The organism is Corynebacterium sp. NML130628 (assembly GCF_001875665.1).
Taxonomy (GTDB): domain Bacteria; phylum Actinomycetota; class Actinomycetes; order Mycobacteriales; family Mycobacteriaceae; genus Corynebacterium.
The window spans coordinates 1-19,869 of sequence record NZ_MLAL01000012.1; the positions used below are offsets into that span (position 1 = coordinate 1).

The following is a 19,869-nucleotide window of genomic DNA, read 5'->3' on the forward strand; positions in this document are numbered from 1 at the left end:
AACACCGACTGGGTTGCCTGAGAAAGTCACGATTATCCGCACAACAAGTAAGACCGCGCCGACGCCGTGTGCGTTGATGATGCATTGTTAACCATGATTCCAGTCCACAACCACTTGACACCGAACGCTAGCTGCGTGATTTGTCACTCTGCCAAACCGGACGACACCAAATTCCCGCTTTTGGCGACTGCGACGTTGCGTTGTCCCAGGTCACCAATCCTCGTAGAGGGAATGTGGTGCGCGCCTCGAACACAATTGCAAACTGTCCGCGGGTCTGCTGCAATTGCCAACTATGAATGCAGCGCAACACCAGCCCGACTTCGGGGTCTATATCCACGTGCCGTTTTGTGCGACGCGGTGCGGATACTGTGATTTCAATACTTATACGCCGTCGGAGGTGGAGAGCTCCCACGCGGAGTACCTGGTAGCGCTGGAAAAGGAGCTAGAGCTGGCGGCGCAGCAGCCAGGTGTACGGGAAGCCTCCACGGTGTTTATTGGGGGAGGGACGCCGTCGCTGCTGGGGGCGGACGGTCTGGGCAGGGTGTTGTCGATGGTGCGGGACACCTTCGGGATTGCGCCGGGGGCTGAGGTGACGACGGAGTCGAATCCGGAATCGACCGATCCGGCCTATTTCGCGGGGTTGCTGGAACATGGGTTTACCAGGGTGTCGCTGGGGATGCAGTCGGCGTCGGCATCGGTGCTGAAGGTGTTGGACCGGAAGCACACGCCGGGTCGGGCGGTTGCGGCGGCCAAAGAGGCGCTCGACGCCGGGTTTGAGCACGTGAACCTGGACATGATCTACGGCACGCCGATGGAAACGGACGACGACGTCCGGCGCACCCTCGATGCCATTCTGTCCACGGGCGTGGACCACGTCAGTGCCTATTCGCTGATTGTGGAGGACGGCACTGCCATGGCGCGGAAGGTCCGCCGTGGTGAGCTGCCAGCTCCGGAGGAGGACGTGTACGCGGACCGCTACGAGATGATCGCCGACACGCTCGAGGCAGCTGGTTTTGGCTGGTATGAGGTGTCGAACTGGGCGCGGCCGGGCGGGGAGTGTCAGCACAATCTGCTGTACTGGCGTGGTGCGCGCTGGTGGGGCGCGGGTCCGGGGGCGCACTCGTTTATTGGGGATCGCAGGTTTTGGAACGTGAAGCGGCCGGAGCGTTACAGCCAGTTGCTCGCTGATAACACACTGCCCATCGATGGTGGGGAGACGCTCACGCTGCAGGAACGGCACGAGGAGCAGGTGATGCTGGGGCTGCGCCTGAAGGAGGGTGTGCCCCGGGAGGTGATTGGTGAGGGGGCGGAGGGGGTCGTCGAGAAGTATGTGGCGGCGGGTCTGCTGACCGCGGGCGAGCGCGTGGCCGTGACTGATGCCGGGCGGTTGCTGGCGGACGGGATTGTGACGGACATTTTGGCTGCCGAGGAGGCAGAGTAGTATGAGTTAGCAGTCGACGAAGGAGAGTGCTAATGAGTGCAGCGAATGATCGCAGACAGCGGGTGCTGCGCGCAATCGTCGCCGACTATATTGCGCAGCAGGAACCTGTCGGATCGAAGATGCTGGTGGAACGCCACGGGCTGAAGGTCAGCTCGGCGACCATCCGCAACGATATGAGCGTGCTGGAGCGCGAGGGCTACATCACGCAGACGCACGCCTCTTCGGGGCGCATCCCGACGGAGGCGGGGTACCGCGCGTTTGTCGACGCCCTCCATGACGTCAAACCGCTTTCCACCGCGGAACGCCACGCTATTTTGGACTTCCTTGAGCACGGTGTGGACATGGAGGACGTGCTGCGCCGCAGCGTGCAGGTGCTGGCCCAGCTGACGAACCAGGCGGCGGTGGTGCAGCTGCCAACACTGAACGTGTCTCGCGTGAAGCATTGTGAGGTGGTGGCGCTGGCCCCAACGCGGCTGCTGCTGGTGCTGATTACAGACACCGGGCGCGTGGACCAGCGCAACGTGGAACTCGCCGCGCCGCTGAGCACCGACGGGGTGTTTCTGCTGCGGGACCTGCTCAATACGGTGCTGGTGGGCAAAACGATGCGTGATGCCTCCACAGCGCTGAAGATGCTGCATGCGCAGGCGCCGCCGCTCATTGCGGACGCGGTGGAGCGGGCGACGGCGGTGCTGATCGAGACGCTGGTGGAGACCACCACCGATCGGCTGCTCATCGCGGGCGCGGGGAACTTGAGCGTGAACCGGATGGTGGACCTGCACAGCGTGATTGAGGCGTTGGAGCAGCAGGTGATTGTGCTGAAGCTGTTGGCGAACGCGCAACAACTCGAGCGCGTCTCGGTCAGTATTGGCAACGAGAATGAGGAAAAGGAATTTTCTCAGGCCTCCATTGTTAGTACTGCATATGGAGCCGGCGATGAAGCGCTGGGTGGCCTTGGGGTGGTCGGTCCGACACATATGGACTATCCGGGTACCATGCAAAAGGTTGCCACCGTGGCTCAGTACATCAGTCGCATTTTGCGGGGCGAATAACTTCGAAGTGTTGAAAGGGAACTAACTAGTGGCTCGTGATTATTACGGCATCCTCGGCGTTGACCGAGAGGCGACCGAGCAGGAAATCAAGAGGGCGTACCGGAAGCTCGCCCGGAAGTACCACCCGGATGTGAACCCGTCTGAGGAGGCGGCTGAGAAGTTCGCCGAGATTTCGTTGGCGCAGGAGGTGCTGCTTGACCCGGCGAAGCGCAGCATTGTGGATCGCGGCGGCGACCCAATGGAGCAAGGTGGCATGGGCGGCGCCGGTGGCGGTGACTTCGGGGGCTTCGGCGACATTTTCGACGCCTTCTTCGGCGGTGGCGGGCGCAGTCACGAGCCGCGCTCGCGCGTTCAGCCGGGCAGCGACGCGCTGCTGCGCACCCAGATCACTCTGGAGGATGCCTACGCAGGTGTGACCAAGGAGGTGACCGTCGATACGGCGGTGCTGTGCCAGAAGTGCCACGGTACCGGATCTGAGTCGGAGGCGAAGCCCGTGCAGTGTGACTACTGCTCAGGGCAGGGCGTGGTGCAGGAAGTGCAGCAGTCCTTCCTGGGCAACGTGATGACCACCCACGACTGCCCGAAGTGCCACGGTTACGGCGAAGTCATCCAGGACCCGTGCCGCCAGTGCGCCGGCGACGGCCGCGTGCGCGCCACCCGCGACCTGAAAGTGAAGATCCCGGCTGGCATCGCCAACGGGATGCGTATCCGCATGGCGGGCCAAGGCGAGGTCGGGCACGGTGGCGGCCCAGCAGGCGACCTCTACGTGGAGGTACAGACCGCGCCGCACAAGATTTTCGTGCGCGACAGCAACGACCTGCACCTGCGCCTCAACGTGCCGATGTACGACGCCGCGCTGGGCACCAGCATCGACGTCGAAAACCTCGCCGGTGGCATGACCACCATCGAGGTCCCAGCCGGCACCCAGCCGGGCGACGAGGTCCGCCTCGACGATGAGGGCATGCCACGCCTGCGCGTCGACGGCCACGGCGACATGATCGCCCACATCCAGGTCGCCGTCCCGACGCACCTCAGTGGTGAGGAGCGCCGCAGCCTCGAGCAGCTTCGCGACGCCCGCGGCGACGCCGCCGGCGTCCACCAGGACGACGAGCGCGACGAAGGCTTCTTCGCCCGCATGCGCGATAGGTTCCGCCGCTAAATGAGCGTCCCGTACTTCCTCACCCCTGACCCCGCCAGCGGAACCCTCGACGGCGACGAAGCGAAGCACGCCTTCGTCAAACGCATCGAGCCCGGCGAACACATCGCCCTGACCGACGGCGTCGGCACCGTCGCCGACGTCACCGTGCGCCATAGCGACAAGCAACAGCTGCGCGGCGACGTCACCGCGGTACGCACCGTGGCAGCGCCCGAGCAGCGAGTCACCCTGGTGCAGGCAATTCCGAAGTCGGAACGCGCGGAGCTCGCCGTCGACCTCGCCGTGCAAGGAGGTGTCGACGCCATCGTCCCTTGGATCTCGCACCGCACTATTGCGCGATGGCCCACCGCGAAACAGGCCAAACAGGTAGAGAAGTGGCAGCACCAGGCAAACGCGTCCGCGAAACAGGCGCGCCGGGCCTGGGCGCCGCAGGTCGCGGCGCCCGTGACCACGAATCAGCTGCGAGACCTGTTGGCGCAGCCGGGCGAAGGGGGCGTCGAAAAGCAGGCGTTGGTGCTGCACGAAGACGCGGCCGTGCCGCTGAAAACCGTCGAGTTCGGGCGCGACATCTGGCTCATCGTGGGGCCGGAGGGCGGCATCGGCGCCGACGAACTCGAGCTCATCGGCGCCCGCGCTGTCACCCTCGGACCGGAAGTGCTGCGGACTGCGAGCGCCGGTTTTGCCGCACTATGCGCAATCGGTGCGCTCACGACACGCTGGTAGGGTTATGCGACATGGAATCTTTGGTCACGCGCAACTTTGAGCTTGACTCTGCATACACGCAGGACGTGCTCGGCATTAATGACACGAACCTGCGGGTGCTCAACCAGCACCTCGGCGCCGACGTGCATGCCCGCGGCAACGCGGTGACCGTGCGCGGCCCGGCCGTGGTGGTCGCGCACGCGCTGCGGGTGCTCGACGAGCTCGAGTCAATGGCGCGGCGCGGCGTGCCCATTACCCCGGATACGGTCACGCACGCGATTTCGCTGATGGAGGTGGAGTCCCCGGAGTCGGTGGCGGAACTACTCGGCGCCGAGATCATCTCGCGGCGCGGTAAGGTCATCCGGCCAAAAACGGCAGGCCAGCGCGCTTACGTCGACGCGATCGACGACAATACCATCACGTTCGGCATCGGGCCTGCGGGCTCGGGCAAGACCTACTTGGCCGTGGCCAAGGCGGTACAGGCGCTGCACAATAAAGAGGTCAAGCGCATCATTTTGACCCGCCCCGCCGTCGAGGCAGGGGAGAAGCTCGGCTTTTTGCCGGGCACCCTCAGCGATAAGATCGACCCCTACCTGCGCCCGCTCTACGACGCGCTGCGCGACATGATGGACGCGGAAGCCATCCCGAAGCTCATCGAGGCCGGCATCATCGAGGTCGCCCCGCTGGCGTACATGCGCGGGCGCACCCTCTCGGACGCCTTCGTCATCCTCGACGAGGCCCAGAACACCTCCGGCCCGCAGATGAAAATGTTCCTTACGCGCCTAGGGTTTGGCTCGAAAATGGTAGTCACCGGCGATATTTCCCAGGTTGACCTGCCACGCGGCACGGTCTCAGGCTTGCGAGTCGCCCGCCGCATCCTCGGCGACATTGAAGGTATTTCCTTCCAGGACTTGCGTGCCGAAGACGTCGTGCGTCACCACCTGATCTCCAGGATCGTCGCGGCCTACGACGAGCACGACGCGCGCAACGCCGCACGCTACGAACGGAAACAACGCGAAGAAGAGGCAAGACAGTGAGTATTGAAGTCCTCAACGAATCGGGGGAGGCGGACGTCAACGAGGAAATGCTCGTCGATGTCTGCTCCTTCGCCCTGCAAGCCATGGATGTGCACCCAGACACGGAAGCCACCATCACGCTTATCGACGAAGCCACCATGGCCGACTTACACGTCCGGTGGATGGACCTGGAAGGGCCCACGGACGTCATGAGCTTCCCCATGGATGAGCTCACCCCCGGCGGCGGGCGCCCGGACGCGTCCCCATTCGGCGCAGCGATGCTCGGCGACATCATCCTGTGCCCGGCCTTCGACCGCAAGCAAGCAGAAATGGCAGGCCACGACCTTGGCCATGAACTGGCGCTGCTGACCGTCCACGGCGTGTTACACCTACTCGGCTACGACCACGTCATGCCGAACGAGGAACGCGAGATGTTCTCCCTGCAAAACGAACTGCTCGCGGACTGGTACGACTCCCTGGCAGCCCGCGGCGTCGAATATCAACCCAAGCCGACCGGTGACCATGCGTTTCCCTCCGCCGCTGACCGCGAGGAACTTGACCGCATGATGAAGGGCCACAACTAAATGGAGTTCACCGTCGCCTACGGCGTTGTTGCCGTGATTGCGTTGCTGCTTTCCGGCCTGTTCGGCACGGTGGAGTCCGCGCTGACGCCGATTTCGCGCGCGCGTGTCGAGACCATGGTCAAAGACGAGGTTGCAGGCGCGAAGGCACTTGCCCGAGTTGTCGACGCCCGCGCGAACCAGATCAACATGCTGGTCATGCTGCGCACCATCCTCGACGCCGTCGCAGCCGTATTCGCCGCCATGCTGGCGATGGACCTGCTTTCCTCTGACGCGTGGGCCATCATCGCTGCCGTCGCGTCGGTCACGTTGCTGCAGTTCAGCATTATCGGCGTGTTCGCCCGCACCGCGGGGCGCCGCAACCCCTACACGATCTCGCTGAAGGCGGCGCCGTGGCTGGTGATCGCCAACCGTATCCTCGGGCCGGTCTCGCGCCTGCTCATCTGGGTGGGCAACCTGTTCCACCCCGGTGAAGACTTCCGGGACGGCCCGTACTCCACCGAGGTGGAGCTGCGCGAGATGGTCGACATCGCCCAGGAGAAGGGTGTGGTGGAAACCACCGAGGGCCGCATGATCCAAAACATCTTCGACCTCGCCTCCACCCACGCTCGCCAAATCATGGTGCCGCGCCCCGAGATGATCTGGATTGAGGGGGAGAAGTCTGCCCGCCAAGCAACCACGCTGATGGTGCGCTCCGGGCACTCGCGCGTGCCCGTGATCGGGGAGAACGTCGACGAGATTGTGGGCGTCGCATACCTGAAAGACATGTTCGGCCTCAGCGGCACCCCGGTCGCACCGGACACCATGCTGTCCACCCTGATGCGTGAGCCGCTGTTCATCCCGGACTCCAAGCCTCTCGACGTGCTGCTGCAGGACATGCAGCGGGTGAACACGCACATCGCCATCGTGATCGACGAGTTCGGCAACGTCGCCGGCCTGCTCACGATGGAGGACCTCCTGGAGGAAATCGTCGGCGAAATCACCGACGAATACGACGAGGACGAAGACGCCCCAATCGAGTTCGTCGCCGCGCGCACCCTGCGCGCGCATGCACGCCTGCCACTCGACGACCTTGTCGACTTCCTCGCCGACCACCTCAACTACGAGCTCACGTTCGAGGAGGACGTCACCGACTCCGTCGATACCGTGGCCGGTCTCCTGTCCTACGACCTGGGCCGCGTCCCACTGCCGGGCTCCGCAATTGTCCACGACGGCTTGCGCTACACCGCCGAAGGTGGTCGTGACCGGCGCGGACGCATCAAGACCCGCAGCGTACTCATCGAGGTTCCCGAACCAGCCGAAGAACCCATGGAGAATTCAGACGGGCGTTCTGAAGACAAGTAGCCGACAGGTTGTACGCTTGTCCCCATGAGCAATATCTTGTCGATCCAGTCCGCCGTCTCCTACGGCCACGTAGGCAACTCCGCCGCCGTCTTCCCGCTGCAGCGCATTGGCCACGAAGTGTGGCCCGTCTACACCGTCAACTACTCCAACCACACCGGTTACGGCTCCTGGAAAGGCCCAATGATCCCCGCCACGGAGGTCGCGGCCATCATCGACGGCATCGAGGAGCGCGGCGCCCTCGCACGTGTCGACGCCATCCTCTCCGGCTACCAAGGCGGCGACGACATCGCCGACGTCATCATCGACACCGTCGCCCGCGTCAAAGCCGTCAACCCCGCCGCGATCTACGCCTGTGACCCAGTCATGGGCAGCGCCAAGTCCGGCTGCTTCGTCTCCGACAACATCCCGCCTCTCCTGCGTGACCGCGTGGTCCCCGTCGCGGACCTCATCACCCCCAACCAGTTCGAGCTTGGCTACCTCGTAGAACAAGACGTCACCGACCTGGACTCCACCCTCCGCGCCGTCGATGCCGCCCGCGAAATGGGCCCGTCTACCGTCCTGGTCACCTCGGTTGAGCGCGCTGACGCGCCCGCCGACACCATCGAAATGATCGCCGTCGACGACCACGGCAAGTGGATCGTGCGCACCCCACGCCTGCCATTCAAGCGCAACGGCTCCGGCGACGTCACCGCCGCCCTGTTCACCGGCCACTACCTGCGCGGCGGCAACGCCGCCGACGCATTGGCCAAGACCGCCAGCTCCGTCTACGACCTGCTCAAGCGCACCTACGACGCCGACTCCGCCGAGCTCCTGCTCGTCGAATCCCAGGACGCCTACGCCAACCCGCAGCTGCAGTTCGAGGTCGAGGCGCTCTAGCCGTTTGCGCAAATGGGAGCGCGGACATTTGGGTGTTGGCTCGAGGCTAGAAGCCCTCAGCAATGAGGCTAGCCGCGTGTTCGCGGAGGTAATCCCGCAAATATGGCAGAGCGAAGTCGACTTCACCGTGGCCAGTAGTCATAATCATTTCGGCGTCGAGGAGGCGGCGTCGATAATTGCCAACGTAGGAATCGGTCTGGTTGAATCGAGCTTTAAGGTCCGACATTTTGGATGGGCCGTCGTCTTGAGCCATGTGAACCAGGAATGTTCTATCAACGTTGGACAGATCGGACAGAGCGGGCTCGTGAACGAGTTGCCCGAGCTTGCGCTGAGCGGTTGCGACTCCGCGCTGGGCAGCGTCGGTCGAGATGGCGGCGCTGGTGTTTGTTGTGCGAGCGTTCTCCCGAAATGAGCATTGGCCGACGAGCTGAATCATAAAAGGGTAACCGTGGCAGGCCTCCACAGCGATATCAAGCGCATCTTCTTCCCAGGGTGTTGCGGTGTTACGGAGAGGCTCTTCGAGGGCCTCTCGCACGTCAGAATCTGAAACTCTTCCTAGCTCAATCCGATTCGCGCGGCGCAGGAACGTGACTGGGTTTGCATCACCGCTACCGCTGAGCTTGCCAGAAAGCAGTGGTCGAATGGACGAAGGGATCCCCGCCATGACGACTGAAATGTCCTCACCCTCTCGAACGAGGTGTTGTACTGTAGCGCCGAATTCAATGAGTTCCTGACTGTGCTGGTGGTGCATTTCATCAAGCGTTATGAGCACTCCACCTGGTGCCTGAAGGGCGCGTCGGTCGAGTTCGCGTTTGTACGCGAGAAGGTCTTTGAGTGCATTGCGGAGTGAGTATGTGGACTCTGCGATTGCTTGCGTGTCCCAGTTCAGTCCACCTCCTACACCAAGGATGGACACGTTCAGGCCCTGAAGCTGCTTTCTGTCTTGCGAAAGGCGTTGGATGATATCGCTGCGCAGACGTTCAACGAAGCCGGCTGTTGCGGTTTCGCTGAGGGTGAGCCAGCCTCGCTCGAGTGCTTCATCTTCGAAGGCATTGAGGAGGACCGTTTTGCCGATACCGCGAGGCCCAATAGTGAGGGAGATTCGTTCGTGGGCACCGGGGCCTTCGTCGAGGGCAAATCCGAAGTCATCGATTGCGTCGCTTCGTCCAACGAGGAGAGGCGGGGTGGCTCCGAGGGTGGCTTTAAAGGGGTTGGTTTGTTTGAGGGTCATGCACACACTGTAGCCGAGGGAACTTGTGAATGCTTTTGAAAGTTATGAAGTTTGTGAATTGTTTTGAAGTTTCAACAGTGACAACGCAGCACTTGCAAGCGCACAGGGTAGACTTTTGCACCATGAGCGAAAACTTCCCGGAGTTCCCGGACCTGTCCAACGCACCAGCCGAAGCAAACGCAAACCCAGGCGCAAACCAAGGCGCAAACGCGAGCACCCCCGATTACGCGGGCTTCACGCAGACCCCGGAGGGGTTCCGGTCCGGCTTTGTGAGCTTTGTGGGCAGGCCGAATACGGGCAAGTCGACGCTGATGAACGCGTTGGTGGGGGAGAAGATCGCGATTATGGCGGATCAGCCGGAGACGACGCGTCGTCCGATTCGTGGGGTGGTGAATCGGGAGGATGCGCAGGTGATTGTGGTGGATACGCCGGGGGTGCACCGGCCGAGGACGTTGTTGGGGCAGCGGCTGAATGAGATCGTGAAGGATACGTATCAGGATGTTGACGTGATTGGGTTCACGGTGCCTGCGGATGAGAAGTTGGGGCCGGGGGATCGCTTCATTTTGGAGGAGATTCGGGCGGCGAAGCCGAAGACGCCGATTGTGGGCATTGTGACGAAGTTGGATAAGGTGCCGAAGGACGTGGTGGGGGAGCGTCTGTTGGAGATGCACGAGTACTTGGGGCAGGACGTGGAGTTGGTCCCGGTGTCTGCGAAGGACCAGGTGCAGCTGGACGTGCTGATGGATGTGTTGGTGAGCAAGCTTCCAGAGGGGCCGCGTTTTTATCCGGTTGATCAGGTGACGGATGAGGGGGTCGAGGCGCGGATTGAGGAGTTGATCCGTGAGGAGGCGCTGAGTGGGTTGCGTGAGGAGTTGCCGCACTCGGTGGCGGTGCAGATTGATGAGATGCATCCGGATTCGGAGCGCCCGGATCGGATGATGATTTACGCGGTGATGTTTTTGGAGCGCCCTGGTCAGAAGCGGATTATTGAGGGGCCTGGTGGGCGTCGTTTGAATGGGATTGTGCACCGTTCGCGGAAGCAGATTATGGAGCTTGTGGGCCAGAACGTGTATCTGGATGTGCGTCTGAAGGTGTTGAAGAACTGGCAGGAGGATCCGAAGGCGTTGGGGCGTCTTGGCTTCTAGTCGTAGGCGTAGTGGGGGGAGGCCGTCGTGGCGGGATCGTGCGTTTGTGGTGCGTACGTACGATTTTGGGGAGGCGGATCGCGTTGTTGTGTTGTTGACGCGCGATCATGGCCTGGTCCCGGGTGTGGCGAAGGGGGTGCGTAAGGCGCGGTCGCGGTTCGGGTCGCGGTTGCAGCCGTTCGTTGAGGTGGATGTGCAGGTCTACCCGGGCAGAGGCTTATCGACGATCACTAGCGCCGACACCGTCGCGTTTTATGGGCACGCGATCATCGATGACTTCGATAGATATGCGGCGGGTTGTGCGATGCTGGAGGCTGCGGAGAAGCTGTCGTTTGAACAGGGGGATCCGGAGCTGTTCGCGCTGCTGCAGGAGGGGTTTGAGCGTTTGCAGACGCCGACGCACCCAACGCTCGTGCTGGATGCGTTCCTGTTGAAGGCGGCGGCGCACGCGGGTTGGAAGATGAGCTTGTTTCACTGTGCGAACTGTCAGGCGCCGGGGCCGCATAAGGCGTTTCATGCGGCGGCGGGTGGCGCGGTGTGCACGCTGTGTCGTCCGCCGGGGGCGATGGATGTGGACCCGGAGGTGCTGCATTCGATGTGGCTGCTGGAGCACGATCATGTGTGTTCGGAGGAGTTCGCGGAGCAGGTGCACCGGGCTACGTCTGCTCACCTGCAGTTTTATTTGGGGGCGGGGTTAACGAGTTTGCGAGTGATGAAACAGGCATAATGTTCCCATGAGCAGACCGCAGATTTCCCCGGAGTTTATTCCTCGTCATATCGCGTTGGTGATGGACGGCAACGGTAGGTGGGCGCAGGAGCGTGGCATGAAGCGCACGGAGGGCCACAAGCGTGGTGAGGCGGTGCTGCTGGATTGTGTGGATGCCTGCATCGAGATGGGGACGGTGGAGTGGTTGTCGGCGTACGCGTTTTCTACGGAGAACTGGCGCCGTGCAGCCTCTGAGGTACGGTTCATCATGGGATTTTCGCGCGATGTGCTGCACCGGCAGCGCGAGGAACTGCACGAGAAGAACGTGCGCATCGTGTGGGCGGGGCGCCGCCCACGCCTGTGGCGTTCGGTGCTTCGCGAGCTTGAGGCCGCCGAGGAGCTCACGCAGGACAACACGGGGCTGACGCTCGCGATGTGCATTAATTACGGTGGTCGCGCCGAAATTATCGACGGCGTCCGCCAGCTTGCCAAGGACGCCAGGGACGGCAAGATTGCGCCTGGGGATATTACGGAGAAGACGTTCGCGAAGTATATGTACCGGCCGGATATGCCGGACGTGGACCTGTTCTTGCGGCCGAGCGGGGAGAAGCGGACGTCGAACTTCTTGCTGTGGCAGTCGGCGTATGCGGAGATGGTCTACCAGGATAAGCTCTTCCCGGACTTCACCAAGGACGACATGTTCGATGCCGTGTACGAGTATGCGAAGCGTGACAGGAGGTTCGGAGGGGCCGTCGATAAGTTTGATTAGGCCTGGCAGTCGCTGCAGACGCCGTAGATTTCGGCCTCGTGGGCGACGAGCGTGAAGCCGTGCTCTTTGGCGGTGGCTTCAGCCCAGGATTCGACGGGGCCGCCTTCGATCTCTTCGCTGGTGCCGCACTTGACGCACACGAGGTGATGGTGGTGGTGCTCGGTGAGGCAGTGCCGGTAGAGGGTTTCGCCTTCGGGGCTTTGGATGACGTCGACGGCGCCGATTTCGGCGAGTCCCTGCAGGGTGCGGTAGACGGTGGTCAGCCCGACTTGCTCGTTGCGGGCGAGTAGCGCCGCGTGGATGTCCTTGGCGGGGCTGAACTTGTCGATGTCCTGCAGCGTATCCACGACGGCCTGGCGCTGGCGCGTCATGCGCGGGCCGAGTTTCCTCACGGGGTTCTTCGAGCTTGGCATAGTGCGTCCCAGAGTAGTCGACCGCGCCGATGTGGTGGGCCAGATGCTAAGTGTCCGGGGGATTAGCTACACTAAGCGGGTAGTTTTTGCATCACCCATCTATGAGGAGTGTTCATGTCAGCCAGCAAGATCGATACCGTTGTTAACCTTTGCAAGCGCCGTGGCCTTGTGTACCCGGCCGGTGAAATTTACGGCGGTACGCGTTCTGCATGGGATTACGGCCCGCTCGGCGTCGAGTTGAAGGAAAACATCAAGCGCCAGTGGTGGAAGCACATGGTGCAGTCCCGGAAGGACACTGTCGGCGTTGATACGTCGATCATCCTGCCACGTCAGGTGTGGGAGGCTTCGGGCCACGTGGAGGTGTTCACGGACCCGCTGGTGGAGTCGCTGTACACCAACAAGCGCTACCGTGCAGACCACCTGCTGGAGGCGTACGAGGAGAAGCACGGCCACCCGCCGGTAAACGGCTTGGCTGACATCAAAGATCCGGAGACCGGCCAGCCGGGTAACTGGACTGAGCCGCGTGAGTTCTCGGGCCTGATGAAGACGTACCTTGGCCCGGTCGACGACAAGGAGGGCTTGCACTACATGCGCCCGGAGACGGCGCAGGGTATTTTCGTGAACTTCAAGAACGTGATGACGTCGGCGCGTCTGAAGCCGCCGTTCGGTATCGCGAACATCGGTAAGTCTTTCCGCAACGAGATCACGCCGGGCAACTTCATTTTCCGTACTCGCGAGTTTGAGCAGATGGAGATGGAGTTCTTCGTCAAGCCGGGTGAGGACGAAGAGTGGCACCAGTACTGGATTGACAACCGTCTGCAGTGGTACATCGACCTGGGGGTTAACCCGGACAACCTACGCCTGTACGAGCACCCGAAGGAGAAGCTGTCGCACTACTCGAAGCGCACTGTCGACATTGAGTACGCGTACAACTTCACCGGTTCCAAGTGGGGTGAGCTCGAGGGGATCGCGAACCGCACGGATTACGATCTGCGTACGCACTCTGAGAAGTCCGGCGAGGACCTGTCCTACTTCGACCAGGCAGAAAACGAGCGTTGGACGCCGTACTGCATCGAGCCGGCTGCAGGCCTTGGCCGCGCGCTGATGGCCTTCCTTGTCGACGCCTACCACGAGGAAGAAGCCCCGAACGCCAAGGGCGGCACGGATACCCGCGTGGTGCTGAAGCTGGATCGTCGCCTGGCGCCGGTGAAGGTTGCCGTGCTGCCACTGTCCAAGAAGGCCGAGCTTGCCGAGCCTGCTGAGGAGCTCGCCGCGAAGCTGCGTCAGCACTGGAACGTGGACTACGACACCTCTGGCGCGATTGGCCGCCGCTACCGCCGCCAGGACGAGACCGGTACGCCGTTCTGCGTCACCTTCGACTTCGACTCGCTTGAGGACGGCGCCGTGACCGTCCGCGAGCGCGACACGATGGAGCAGGAGCGCGTCAAGATCGACGAGCTCGAGGCGTACCTGGCTACCCGCCTGATCGGCTGCTAGGAGGCACGCGCGATGCATTACGTAAGCTGGGACCGCACGCAGCGCGACGCCCCGAAGCTGCTGGCTGAGGCCGGCCCGGAGGTACTCGGCGAGTTCACGCACGAGTCCGCAACGGTGGGTGGGCAGCAGTGGGACCTGCTGGTCGCGCCGGAGTCCGGTGCGGTGGCGAAGTGCAACGGTGAGAAAGTGGTGGAGGCTACCGCTTCCTTGGCGCGCGCGAAGGAGATCCCGGTGCATATCGGGGAGCGCTCCTACGTGCTGGTCAATGAGTGGGGCAAGAACTGGGTGGTCAACGATGCAGCCGGCGAGAAGGTCGCGCAGTTTACCCAGGACCACAACGGGGTGCGCAAGGCGATCCTCGAGTTTGAGGGCGAAACCACCCTGCCCGCTACCGATGTGGCGGGCCTGGCGTGGGTGAGCCGTGAGGTCCTGGAGGCGAAGAAGGTCGGGATTTCGAATGCGCTGATCGGCACGCTGCTGCTGTTCTCGGGCATTATCGTGCTGGTGATGTTCCTCTAATGACCACGCTGTGGTGGCGCGGTGCGGCGCTCGAAGATTCCGATGCGACGGTGGCAACCGTTGAGGGCGCCACGATCACCGCTGGTAAACACCGCATCACGATGGTGTCGACGTCCCCCGCCTCGCTGCGCGGGGTCGACGAGTGCGGCCAGCGCTATCTGCTGCGCAAGGCGAGCCTGACGGTGGCGCGTTACGCCGCCGAGTGCGGCGGCAGGCCGTACACGTTGCGCAGGACCCGGGGGCGCCGCCGCGACATTATCGACGCTCGCGGCATCACCGTCGCAGCAACAAACGGCCACCTCAACGGGGAGTTAGAAGTGACCGTTTTGGGGGATTGTGCTTCCGAAACGCTCGTGGGGGACCTGCTGTTTATGACGTGGGCGCTCACGTACGTGGACACGCCCACGCGCAGGCTGCGTTACTAGGGTTACTAGGGCTAGAAGGTGCCGCCGCGGGTGTTCATCCCGCCACCGCCGCCGGAGAAGCCGCCGCCACCAAAACCGCCTCCTCCGAAGCTCCCACCGCCACGGCTACCGCCGCCACCGGAGAGGAGCGAGCCCCACAGCACGGCCTGCGCCATGGAGTTCGCGGTATCGCGGGCTTGGGCGCGGCGGTACTGGTCCAGGTCGTCCTTGGCGGCCTGGATCGCGCGGCGCGCGGTGGTGGTCGCCTGGCGGGCGTACTCGATGGCCTCGCGGGTCGCGCTTGTGCGGCGCTGCTGGGCCTCTGCGTACTCGCGCTGCGCCTGGGCCAGCAGGGTGCGCGGCTGTGAGCTGATGATGCGGCCGCGGGAACGGATCATGTCCTCGGCGGATTGGATCTGGGTGGTGGCCACCTGCATCTGCTGGTCGAACATGGTCAGCGCGCGTGACTGGTCGTGGGCGGCGCCCTCGGCACGTTCGATTTCGGCGTCGAGCTGGGCATCCACGTCGCTCAAGTCGGCGTACAAGCTCAGTGGGTCGGTGGTGTCGCGGTCACCGATGTTGGCGATGGCCTCGCGGGCGGTCGCGGTGACGCGATCGAGGGCAGCCACGTCGATGTCGGCGCCCTGTGCGCGTGCACCCTTGAGCTGCGCGATCTGCTCGATCTCGTCGCGAATTTCCTGGATGAGCGACGAGAGGTTCTCCTTCGCCGTCCGGATGTTCGCGTCGGCGTGCTCGATGGCGGATAGGTTGTGGTCGGAAAGTTCGACGGCGCGGGTGGCGGCGGAGAGGACGTCGAGAAGCGGGCCTTGCTCACCGGCCGGGCGTGCGGCAAGCCCGCGCGCCTTGTCCAGCTGGGCCTCGGCCTCGGCGAGTGATTCGGTGGCGAGCTCAACGTTGCCGTCGATGGAGTGCAACATGTGGGCCGGGTACTGCTCCCACAGCGCCGCCAACTGCCGCCTGGCCGGCTCCAGGCGTGAACGCAGATCGACGGTGCGCTGCATAACCTTCTCGATCTCGTCCGGCGCACGCATCAGTACACCACGCATCGAGTTGAACTTCTCAGTCTTCGCGCGCAGCGACGCCTCAGCGGTGCGGGCAGACGTAATGATGTCGATAAGCATCGCGCGTCGCTCCGGCTCGGTCTCTGGGATGGCGTCGTGCAGCGCCTGCTGGGTGCGAAACGCGCGCTGCAAGGCGGTGGTCGCCGAGTTCATCGCGGCAGTAAATGGACGCACGCGGTCCGCGCCGAACTCGGAGGTAGCCAGGCGCAGCTCCTCCTGACCCTGCTGCACGGACTCGTCAGCGGCGACGAGCGCCTCCTGCGCCACCGCGTCCAAGGTGGCGGTAGGCAGGCGGTTCAACGAATCAGCATCGCCGGGTGCCAGCTCGCGTGCCGACGCCACCTGCGCCTCCCTGTGCTGCTTGTTCTTACGACGCGACACAGCCCAGTACCCGCCACCAGCAACCGCGGCGAGCCCGGCACCGCCGGCAATCAGACCGGTTGCCTCGCCACCACCCGAACCCGAACCAGTGCCACTCGAGCCCGCGCCGGAGCTGCCGGCCGCCTCGACCGCGGCCAACGCCGCACCCGCCCAGTCGGATTGCACCAACTTCGCGTACGCCGCCTGGTCAATCGCGTCCGCCTCAGCAGAGGACCACTGCTCGCCGGTGGTCACGCTGTACGCGCGCTCATCCGGCGAAATCGCGATGACGGCTGTATTCGGCCCGTTGGCCCGCACAGCGTCCTCCGTCCACTGCGACGGCGGCGTGCCCTCAAAGGAATCGAGGAACACTACTCGCACCGAACGGCCTTTCTGCGCGCTCACCTGCGCGATAGCGTCCTCAACCTGGGAGATCTCCCCAGGAGTCAGGACACCAGCTTCGTCGGTGACTGGCGTCGTCAATAAGCTGGGCTGAAGTGCCTGCACAGACACGGACGGCGCCGCAGCCTGCGCCACCGGAGCGACGGCCAGCAACGCGCCCCCAACAAACAGCGGGGCAGCGGCCAAGAGACGGTAATTGCGCTTAGTCATGCCAATGAGGGTAGTCGCTCACACAGAAACGTGCCGGAAACGTTTACGCTCAGAAGGCGTGTACACCTATCACGCCGTAGACGTCGAACGCCGCGCTCCCGAAGCCGCCAAAGGGGCCCAAACCGCGCCCCAGGCGGACACCCGCGACGCGTTTGCCCGCGACCGCGCCCGCGTCCTCCACTCCGCGGCGCTGCGACGCCTCGCCGACAAAACCCAAGTCGTCGGCCCCCGCGACGGCGACACACCACGCACACGCCTGACCCACTCGCTGGAAGTCGCGCAGATCGCGCGCGGCATCGGCACCGGACTCGGCCTGCACCCCGACCTGTGCGAAATGGCCGGCCTCACCCACGACATCGGCCACCCGCCCTACGGACACAACGGCGAAAACGCCCTCAACACAGCCGCCCCCTGCGGCTTCGAAGGCAACGCACAAACACTGCGCATCCTCGCGCGCCTCGAACCCAAAATAATTATCGACGCCACCACCTACGGCCTCAACCTGACCCGCGCCAGCCTCGACGCCGCCACCAAATACCCGTGGACCCGCACCAACCCCGACGGCTCCACCAACCGCAAATACTCCGCCTACGACGAAGACGCCGCCATCCTCGCCTGGGCACGCGCCGGCCACACCGACAACCGCCCACCCATAGAAGCCCAAGTCATGGACTTTTCCGACGACATCGCCTACTCCGTCCACGACGTCGAGGACGGCATCGTCTCCTCGCGCGTATCCCTCCAAGTCCTGTGGGACTTCGTTGAGCTCGCCGCCCTCGCCGAGAAAGGTGCCGCCGCGTTCGGCGGCACCGCCGACTCACTCATCGACGCAGCCGACCGTCTCCGCGCCCTGCCCGCCATCGCCGCAGCCGCCGACTTCGACTTCACCCTCCAGTCCTGGACCCAGCTCAAAGCGCTGACGTCGCAACTGGTGGGGCGCTACGTCGGCGGGGTCACGCAAGCCACGCTCGACGACGAAGCAAACCGAGTGCTGGGCAGGCAGCACGGCAACCTCATCGTCCCGCCCGACGTGGAGGCGGAAGTCCGCTTGCTCAAAACGGTGGCCGTACTGTACGTGATGGACGAGCCCGCGCACCTCGCGCGCCAGGACCGGCAGCGCGACCGCATCTTCCACGTCCACGAATACCTGCGCGCGGGCGCGCCGGGCACCCTGGACACGATGTACCAGCAGTGGTTCGAGGCCGCCGAGACGGATCTGGAGCGCGAGCGCGTCATCGTGGACCAGATTGCCTCGATGACGGAGTCGCGCCTCGAGCGCACCGCAAAGAAGGCTGCCGCGTTCGACGGATTGTTCTAGAGGTACTCATCACGACGTGACTCGGAAAATCGTGAACAAAAATGCACATTTTGTGACTCCAGACACAAGCAATTCTGTTCACAAAATCCCGAGTCCGCTCGAGGTGACACCTTCAACTCAGGCGGAGCAGCGCCCGTCGCAAGGATTCACCACGCGGGAAGAAGGCCTTCGGGCCGCTCATCGTCGGGGAATCGAGTCAATTTCGCGATGAAGGCTTCAATGCTCGTGTCGCAAAGGAGGTCGTCAGCGTATTGCAGCGGCTCGCGTGGTCCCCGGCAGATGTGGCAATGCGGATGGCCGCGGTAGGTGGCGCGCACGGTGTCGGCGATGAAGTTGATCGTGCCGTGGAGGTCGCGGTGGAGTGCTTCCACAGGGACGCGCAATGTGCGGACCCAGCCGGTTTCGGTGGGGGCGCAGTGGTCGTCGAAAAGTGAGGCGTCGGTGAGCGCGAGGGCGAAGTGGGTGCCGTACATGACGCGGTCTGGCTGGGCGTGCCAGTAGTACGCGGGGAGTGTGGGGTGCGAGTAGAGCGCGATAGCGAGGTAGCCGAGTTCGGGTGCGATTGGGTGGTGGGTGGCGTGCTCCCAGCAGAGTTGGAGGGCGTTGCGGTCGCGTTGGCGGGGCAGGGCCCAGACGGCTTTGGTGATGGTGTCGTCGTGTCCGCCGATGTGTTTGAGGTGGTTGAGGACGACGTGAAGCTGCGCGCGTGATTCCCACATGTACATGGCGGCAATGGTTTCGGGGAGAGGTGCGACGCGGACTCCCGCGATGGTGTCGGTGGTGTGGAGAGTTTGGCGTCGATAGTGGAGGCCGGGGCGCCATTTGCTGCGGGTGATGGAGGTGCCGTTGGGTAGTGCGACTTCGGTGAGCTCGGGCTGGTGGCCGAAGTGCGGTACGGGCAGGCGGTGGAGGCGCGCGGCGGTGCGCCCCACGATGACGGCTTTGCGGTTTTCGCGGCCGTGGACGAGGGCGTGCACGATGCGGCGGGTGTCGGGGTCAAGCGTGCCCCACCACCGCTTTTCGACGGCCCCATATCTCCCAATCCGCACCATGCTTCCGTCAGCGATGGCCTGTTTGTGCCGCTGGGCTTGTTGTGTGCGTCCCCGTAGGTTGTGAATGTGTGCGCTGAGCGCTGCGAATTCCCCCATACGCGGTGAGTGTAGCAATTCTGTTCACAGAATCCCGAGTCCGCTCGAGGCGACACATTCTCCCCAAGCCCGCGGCCTACTGGAAGCTACCGTGGCTGCACTTCGCAGAAAGTGTCGTAGTGGTTGTCGGTGTAGTACCACTCGTCGACGATGCCGTCGGATCCGCCGCCGGTGACGATGCGCCGCAACCCCCGGTGGTGCACGCCCGGCGTGTCCACGGTGTATTCGCGGTAGTAGCCGAGCGGTTCCTCGGGGAGGGTGCCTTCGTAATTGCGGAAGCGTGAATCGTCCTCTGGGTGCCGGTATGGTCCGCCGGACTCGATGAGGTCGATGGTGTCCCAGGCCTCCGTGGGGAGGTTTGGGCAAGAGTCGAGGTTATCGGTGGCGCCCTTGTCGTCGTTGGGCAGGAACGTGTTGATCAGCAGCGCCGCGGCGATAACGACGGCGCCGACGGCGGTGTTCTTCGACTTTCGGCTCACGGGAAGTCATTGTGTCACAGG

At 63.6% G+C, this 19,869-nt stretch carries 20 protein-coding genes; 15 read left to right on the top strand and 5 right to left on the bottom strand.

What is annotated here, in order from left to right:
* Positions 1-292: 292 nt before the first annotated feature.
* Genes hemW through pdxY form a run of 8 tightly spaced genes read left to right on the top strand, consistent with a single transcriptional unit; the run spans position 293 to position 8,165 of the window.
* Positions 293-1,441, top strand: coding sequence for a radical SAM family heme chaperone HemW (gene hemW, locus BJP07_RS01955; protein WP_071565817.1), 1,149 nt, complete (start codon positions 293-295; stop codon positions 1,439-1,441).
* Between the two features lie 32 nt (positions 1,442-1,473).
* Positions 1,474-2,490, top strand: coding sequence for a heat-inducible transcriptional repressor HrcA (gene hrcA, locus BJP07_RS01960; protein ID WP_071565818.1), 1,017 nt, complete (start codon positions 1,474-1,476; stop codon positions 2,488-2,490).
* A 28-nt stretch (positions 2,491-2,518) separates the two neighbouring features.
* Positions 2,519-3,649 carry a molecular chaperone DnaJ gene (gene dnaJ, locus BJP07_RS01965; protein WP_071565819.1) on the top strand — a complete coding sequence of 377 codons (1,131 nt, stop codon included), beginning with the start codon at positions 2,519-2,521 and terminating at the stop codon, positions 3,647-3,649.
* Positions 3,650-4,369: a 16S rRNA (uracil(1498)-N(3))-methyltransferase gene (locus BJP07_RS01970; protein ID WP_071565820.1), complete on the top strand. Its 720-nt coding sequence runs from the start codon at positions 3,650-3,652 to the stop codon at positions 4,367-4,369.
* Between the two features lie 11 nt (positions 4,370-4,380).
* The gene (locus BJP07_RS01975; RefSeq protein ID WP_071565821.1) at positions 4,381-5,385 is read left to right on the top strand and encodes a PhoH family protein; all 1,005 of its coding nucleotides are present in this window, start codon (positions 4,381-4,383) and stop codon (positions 5,383-5,385) included.
* Positions 5,382-5,948 carry an rRNA maturation RNase YbeY gene (ybeY, locus tag BJP07_RS01980; RefSeq protein WP_071565822.1) on the top strand — a complete coding sequence of 189 codons (567 nt, stop codon included), beginning with the start codon at positions 5,382-5,384 and terminating at the stop codon, positions 5,946-5,948. Before BJP07_RS01975 ends, ybeY begins: the two co-directional genes overlap by 4 nt.
* Positions 5,949-7,289 carry a hemolysin family protein gene (locus BJP07_RS01985; protein WP_071565823.1) on the top strand — a complete coding sequence of 447 codons (1,341 nt, stop codon included), beginning with the start codon at positions 5,949-5,951 and terminating at the stop codon, positions 7,287-7,289.
* Positions 7,290-7,313: 24 nt separating this feature from the next.
* On the top strand, positions 7,314-8,165 hold the full coding sequence (gene pdxY / locus BJP07_RS01990) for a pyridoxal kinase PdxY (protein ID WP_071565824.1): 852 nt from the start codon (positions 7,314-7,316) through the stop codon (positions 8,163-8,165).
* A gap of 46 nt (positions 8,166-8,211) precedes the next feature.
* Here the strand turns inward: pdxY and BJP07_RS01995 are convergent, their stop codons facing one another.
* Entirely contained in the window at positions 8,212-9,396 is a 1,185-nt protein-coding gene (locus tag BJP07_RS01995; protein ID WP_071565825.1) for an ATP-binding protein, read from the bottom strand.
* A gap of 122 nt (positions 9,397-9,518) precedes the next feature.
* Between BJP07_RS01995 and era the strand changes: the two genes are divergently transcribed.
* From era to BJP07_RS02010, 3 genes are read left to right on the top strand one after another with little or no spacing between them, the layout of a single operon-like run.
* Positions 9,519-10,541, top strand: a complete 1,023-nt coding sequence (era, locus tag BJP07_RS02000; RefSeq protein WP_083584034.1) for a GTPase Era — start codon at positions 9,519-9,521, stop codon at positions 10,539-10,541.
* Positions 10,531-11,268, top strand: coding sequence for a DNA repair protein RecO (gene recO / locus BJP07_RS02005; protein WP_071565826.1), 738 nt, complete (start codon positions 10,531-10,533; stop codon positions 11,266-11,268). The genes era and recO overlap by 11 nt, the downstream gene beginning before the upstream one ends.
* Positions 11,269-11,275: 7 nt before the next feature.
* Positions 11,276-12,016 (top strand): isoprenyl transferase, encoded by a 741-nt coding sequence (locus tag BJP07_RS02010; protein WP_071565827.1) that lies wholly within the window; start codon positions 11,276-11,278, stop codon positions 12,014-12,016.
* Here BJP07_RS02010 and BJP07_RS02015 read toward each other — a convergent pair.
* On the bottom strand, positions 12,013-12,429 hold the full coding sequence (locus BJP07_RS02015; RefSeq protein ID WP_071565828.1) for a Fur family transcriptional regulator: 417 nt from the start codon (positions 12,427-12,429) through the stop codon (positions 12,013-12,015). The two genes, BJP07_RS02010 and BJP07_RS02015, sit on opposite strands and share 4 nt — an antisense overlap.
* 114 nt (positions 12,430-12,543) lie before the next feature.
* Between BJP07_RS02015 and BJP07_RS02020 the strand changes: the two genes are divergently transcribed.
* The 3 genes from BJP07_RS02020 to BJP07_RS02030 are packed head-to-tail and all read left to right on the top strand — an operon-like array spanning position 12,544 to position 14,870.
* On the top strand, positions 12,544-13,926 hold the full coding sequence (locus tag BJP07_RS02020; RefSeq protein ID WP_071565829.1) for a glycine--tRNA ligase: 1,383 nt from the start codon (positions 12,544-12,546) through the stop codon (positions 13,924-13,926).
* Positions 13,927-13,938: 12 nt separating this feature from the next.
* A complete protein-coding gene (locus BJP07_RS02025; protein ID WP_071565830.1) occupies positions 13,939-14,445 on the top strand; it encodes a hypothetical protein in 507 nt (168 codons plus the stop codon).
* Positions 14,445-14,870: a hypothetical protein gene (locus tag BJP07_RS02030; RefSeq protein WP_071565831.1), complete on the top strand. Its 426-nt coding sequence runs from the start codon at positions 14,445-14,447 to the stop codon at positions 14,868-14,870. Before BJP07_RS02025 ends, BJP07_RS02030 begins: the two co-directional genes overlap by 1 nt.
* A gap of 11 nt (positions 14,871-14,881) precedes the next feature.
* On the opposite strand, the gene BJP07_RS02035 is transcribed toward BJP07_RS02030, so the two are convergent.
* Positions 14,882-16,903 carry a TPM domain-containing protein gene (locus BJP07_RS02035; protein WP_071565832.1) on the bottom strand — a complete coding sequence of 674 codons (2,022 nt, stop codon included), beginning with the start codon at positions 16,901-16,903 and terminating at the stop codon, positions 14,882-14,884.
* A gap of 58 nt (positions 16,904-16,961) precedes the next feature.
* Between BJP07_RS02035 and BJP07_RS02040 the strand changes: the two genes are divergently transcribed.
* Complete coding sequence (locus BJP07_RS02040) at positions 16,962-18,221, top strand: deoxyguanosinetriphosphate triphosphohydrolase (protein WP_071565833.1); 1,260 nt, start codon at positions 16,962-16,964, stop codon at positions 18,219-18,221.
* Positions 18,222-18,367: 146 nt separating this feature from the next.
* Here the strand turns inward: BJP07_RS02040 and BJP07_RS10975 are convergent, their stop codons facing one another.
* A complete protein-coding gene (locus BJP07_RS10975; protein ID WP_071565834.1) occupies positions 18,368-19,369 on the bottom strand; it encodes a hypothetical protein in 1,002 nt (333 codons plus the stop codon).
* Between the two features lie 86 nt (positions 19,370-19,455).
* Entirely contained in the window at positions 19,456-19,848 is a 393-nt protein-coding gene (locus BJP07_RS02050) for a ribonuclease domain-containing protein (RefSeq protein ID WP_071565835.1), read from the bottom strand.
* Positions 19,849-19,869 lie beyond the last annotated feature (21 nt).

Bases quoted from the DNA above. Each gene is read 5' to 3' on its own strand.
- hemW (WP_071565817.1), top strand. From the start codon at position 293: ATGAATGCAGCGCAACACCAGCCCGACTTCGGGGTCTATATCCACGTG.
- hrcA (WP_071565818.1), top strand. From the start codon at position 1,474: ATGAGTGCAGCGAATGATCGCAGACAGCGGGTGCTGCGCGCAATCGTC.
- BJP07_RS01970 (WP_071565820.1), top strand. From the start codon at position 3,650: ATGAGCGTCCCGTACTTCCTCACCCCTGACCCCGCCAGCGGAACCCTC.
- BJP07_RS01975 (WP_071565821.1), top strand. From the start codon at position 4,381: ATGGAATCTTTGGTCACGCGCAACTTTGAGCTTGACTCTGCATACACG.
- BJP07_RS01985 (WP_071565823.1), top strand. From the start codon at position 5,949: ATGGAGTTCACCGTCGCCTACGGCGTTGTTGCCGTGATTGCGTTGCTG.
- pdxY (WP_071565824.1), top strand. From the start codon at position 7,314: ATGAGCAATATCTTGTCGATCCAGTCCGCCGTCTCCTACGGCCACGTA.
- BJP07_RS01995 (WP_071565825.1), bottom strand. From the start codon at position 9,396: ATGACCCTCAAACAAACCAACCCCTTTAAAGCCACCCTCGGAGCCACC.
- era (WP_083584034.1), top strand. From the start codon at position 9,519: ATGAGCGAAAACTTCCCGGAGTTCCCGGACCTGTCCAACGCACCAGCC.
- BJP07_RS02010 (WP_071565827.1), top strand. From the start codon at position 11,276: ATGAGCAGACCGCAGATTTCCCCGGAGTTTATTCCTCGTCATATCGCG.
- BJP07_RS02015 (WP_071565828.1), bottom strand. From the start codon at position 12,429: ATGCCAAGCTCGAAGAACCCCGTGAGGAAACTCGGCCCGCGCATGACG.
- BJP07_RS02020 (WP_071565829.1), top strand. From the start codon at position 12,544: ATGTCAGCCAGCAAGATCGATACCGTTGTTAACCTTTGCAAGCGCCGT.
- BJP07_RS02025 (WP_071565830.1), top strand. From the start codon at position 13,939: ATGCATTACGTAAGCTGGGACCGCACGCAGCGCGACGCCCCGAAGCTG.
- BJP07_RS02030 (WP_071565831.1), top strand. From the start codon at position 14,445: ATGACCACGCTGTGGTGGCGCGGTGCGGCGCTCGAAGATTCCGATGCG.
- BJP07_RS02035 (WP_071565832.1), bottom strand. From the start codon at position 16,903: ATGACTAAGCGCAATTACCGTCTCTTGGCCGCTGCCCCGCTGTTTGTT.
- BJP07_RS10975 (WP_071565834.1), bottom strand. From the start codon at position 19,369: ATGGGGGAATTCGCAGCGCTCAGCGCACACATTCACAACCTACGGGGA.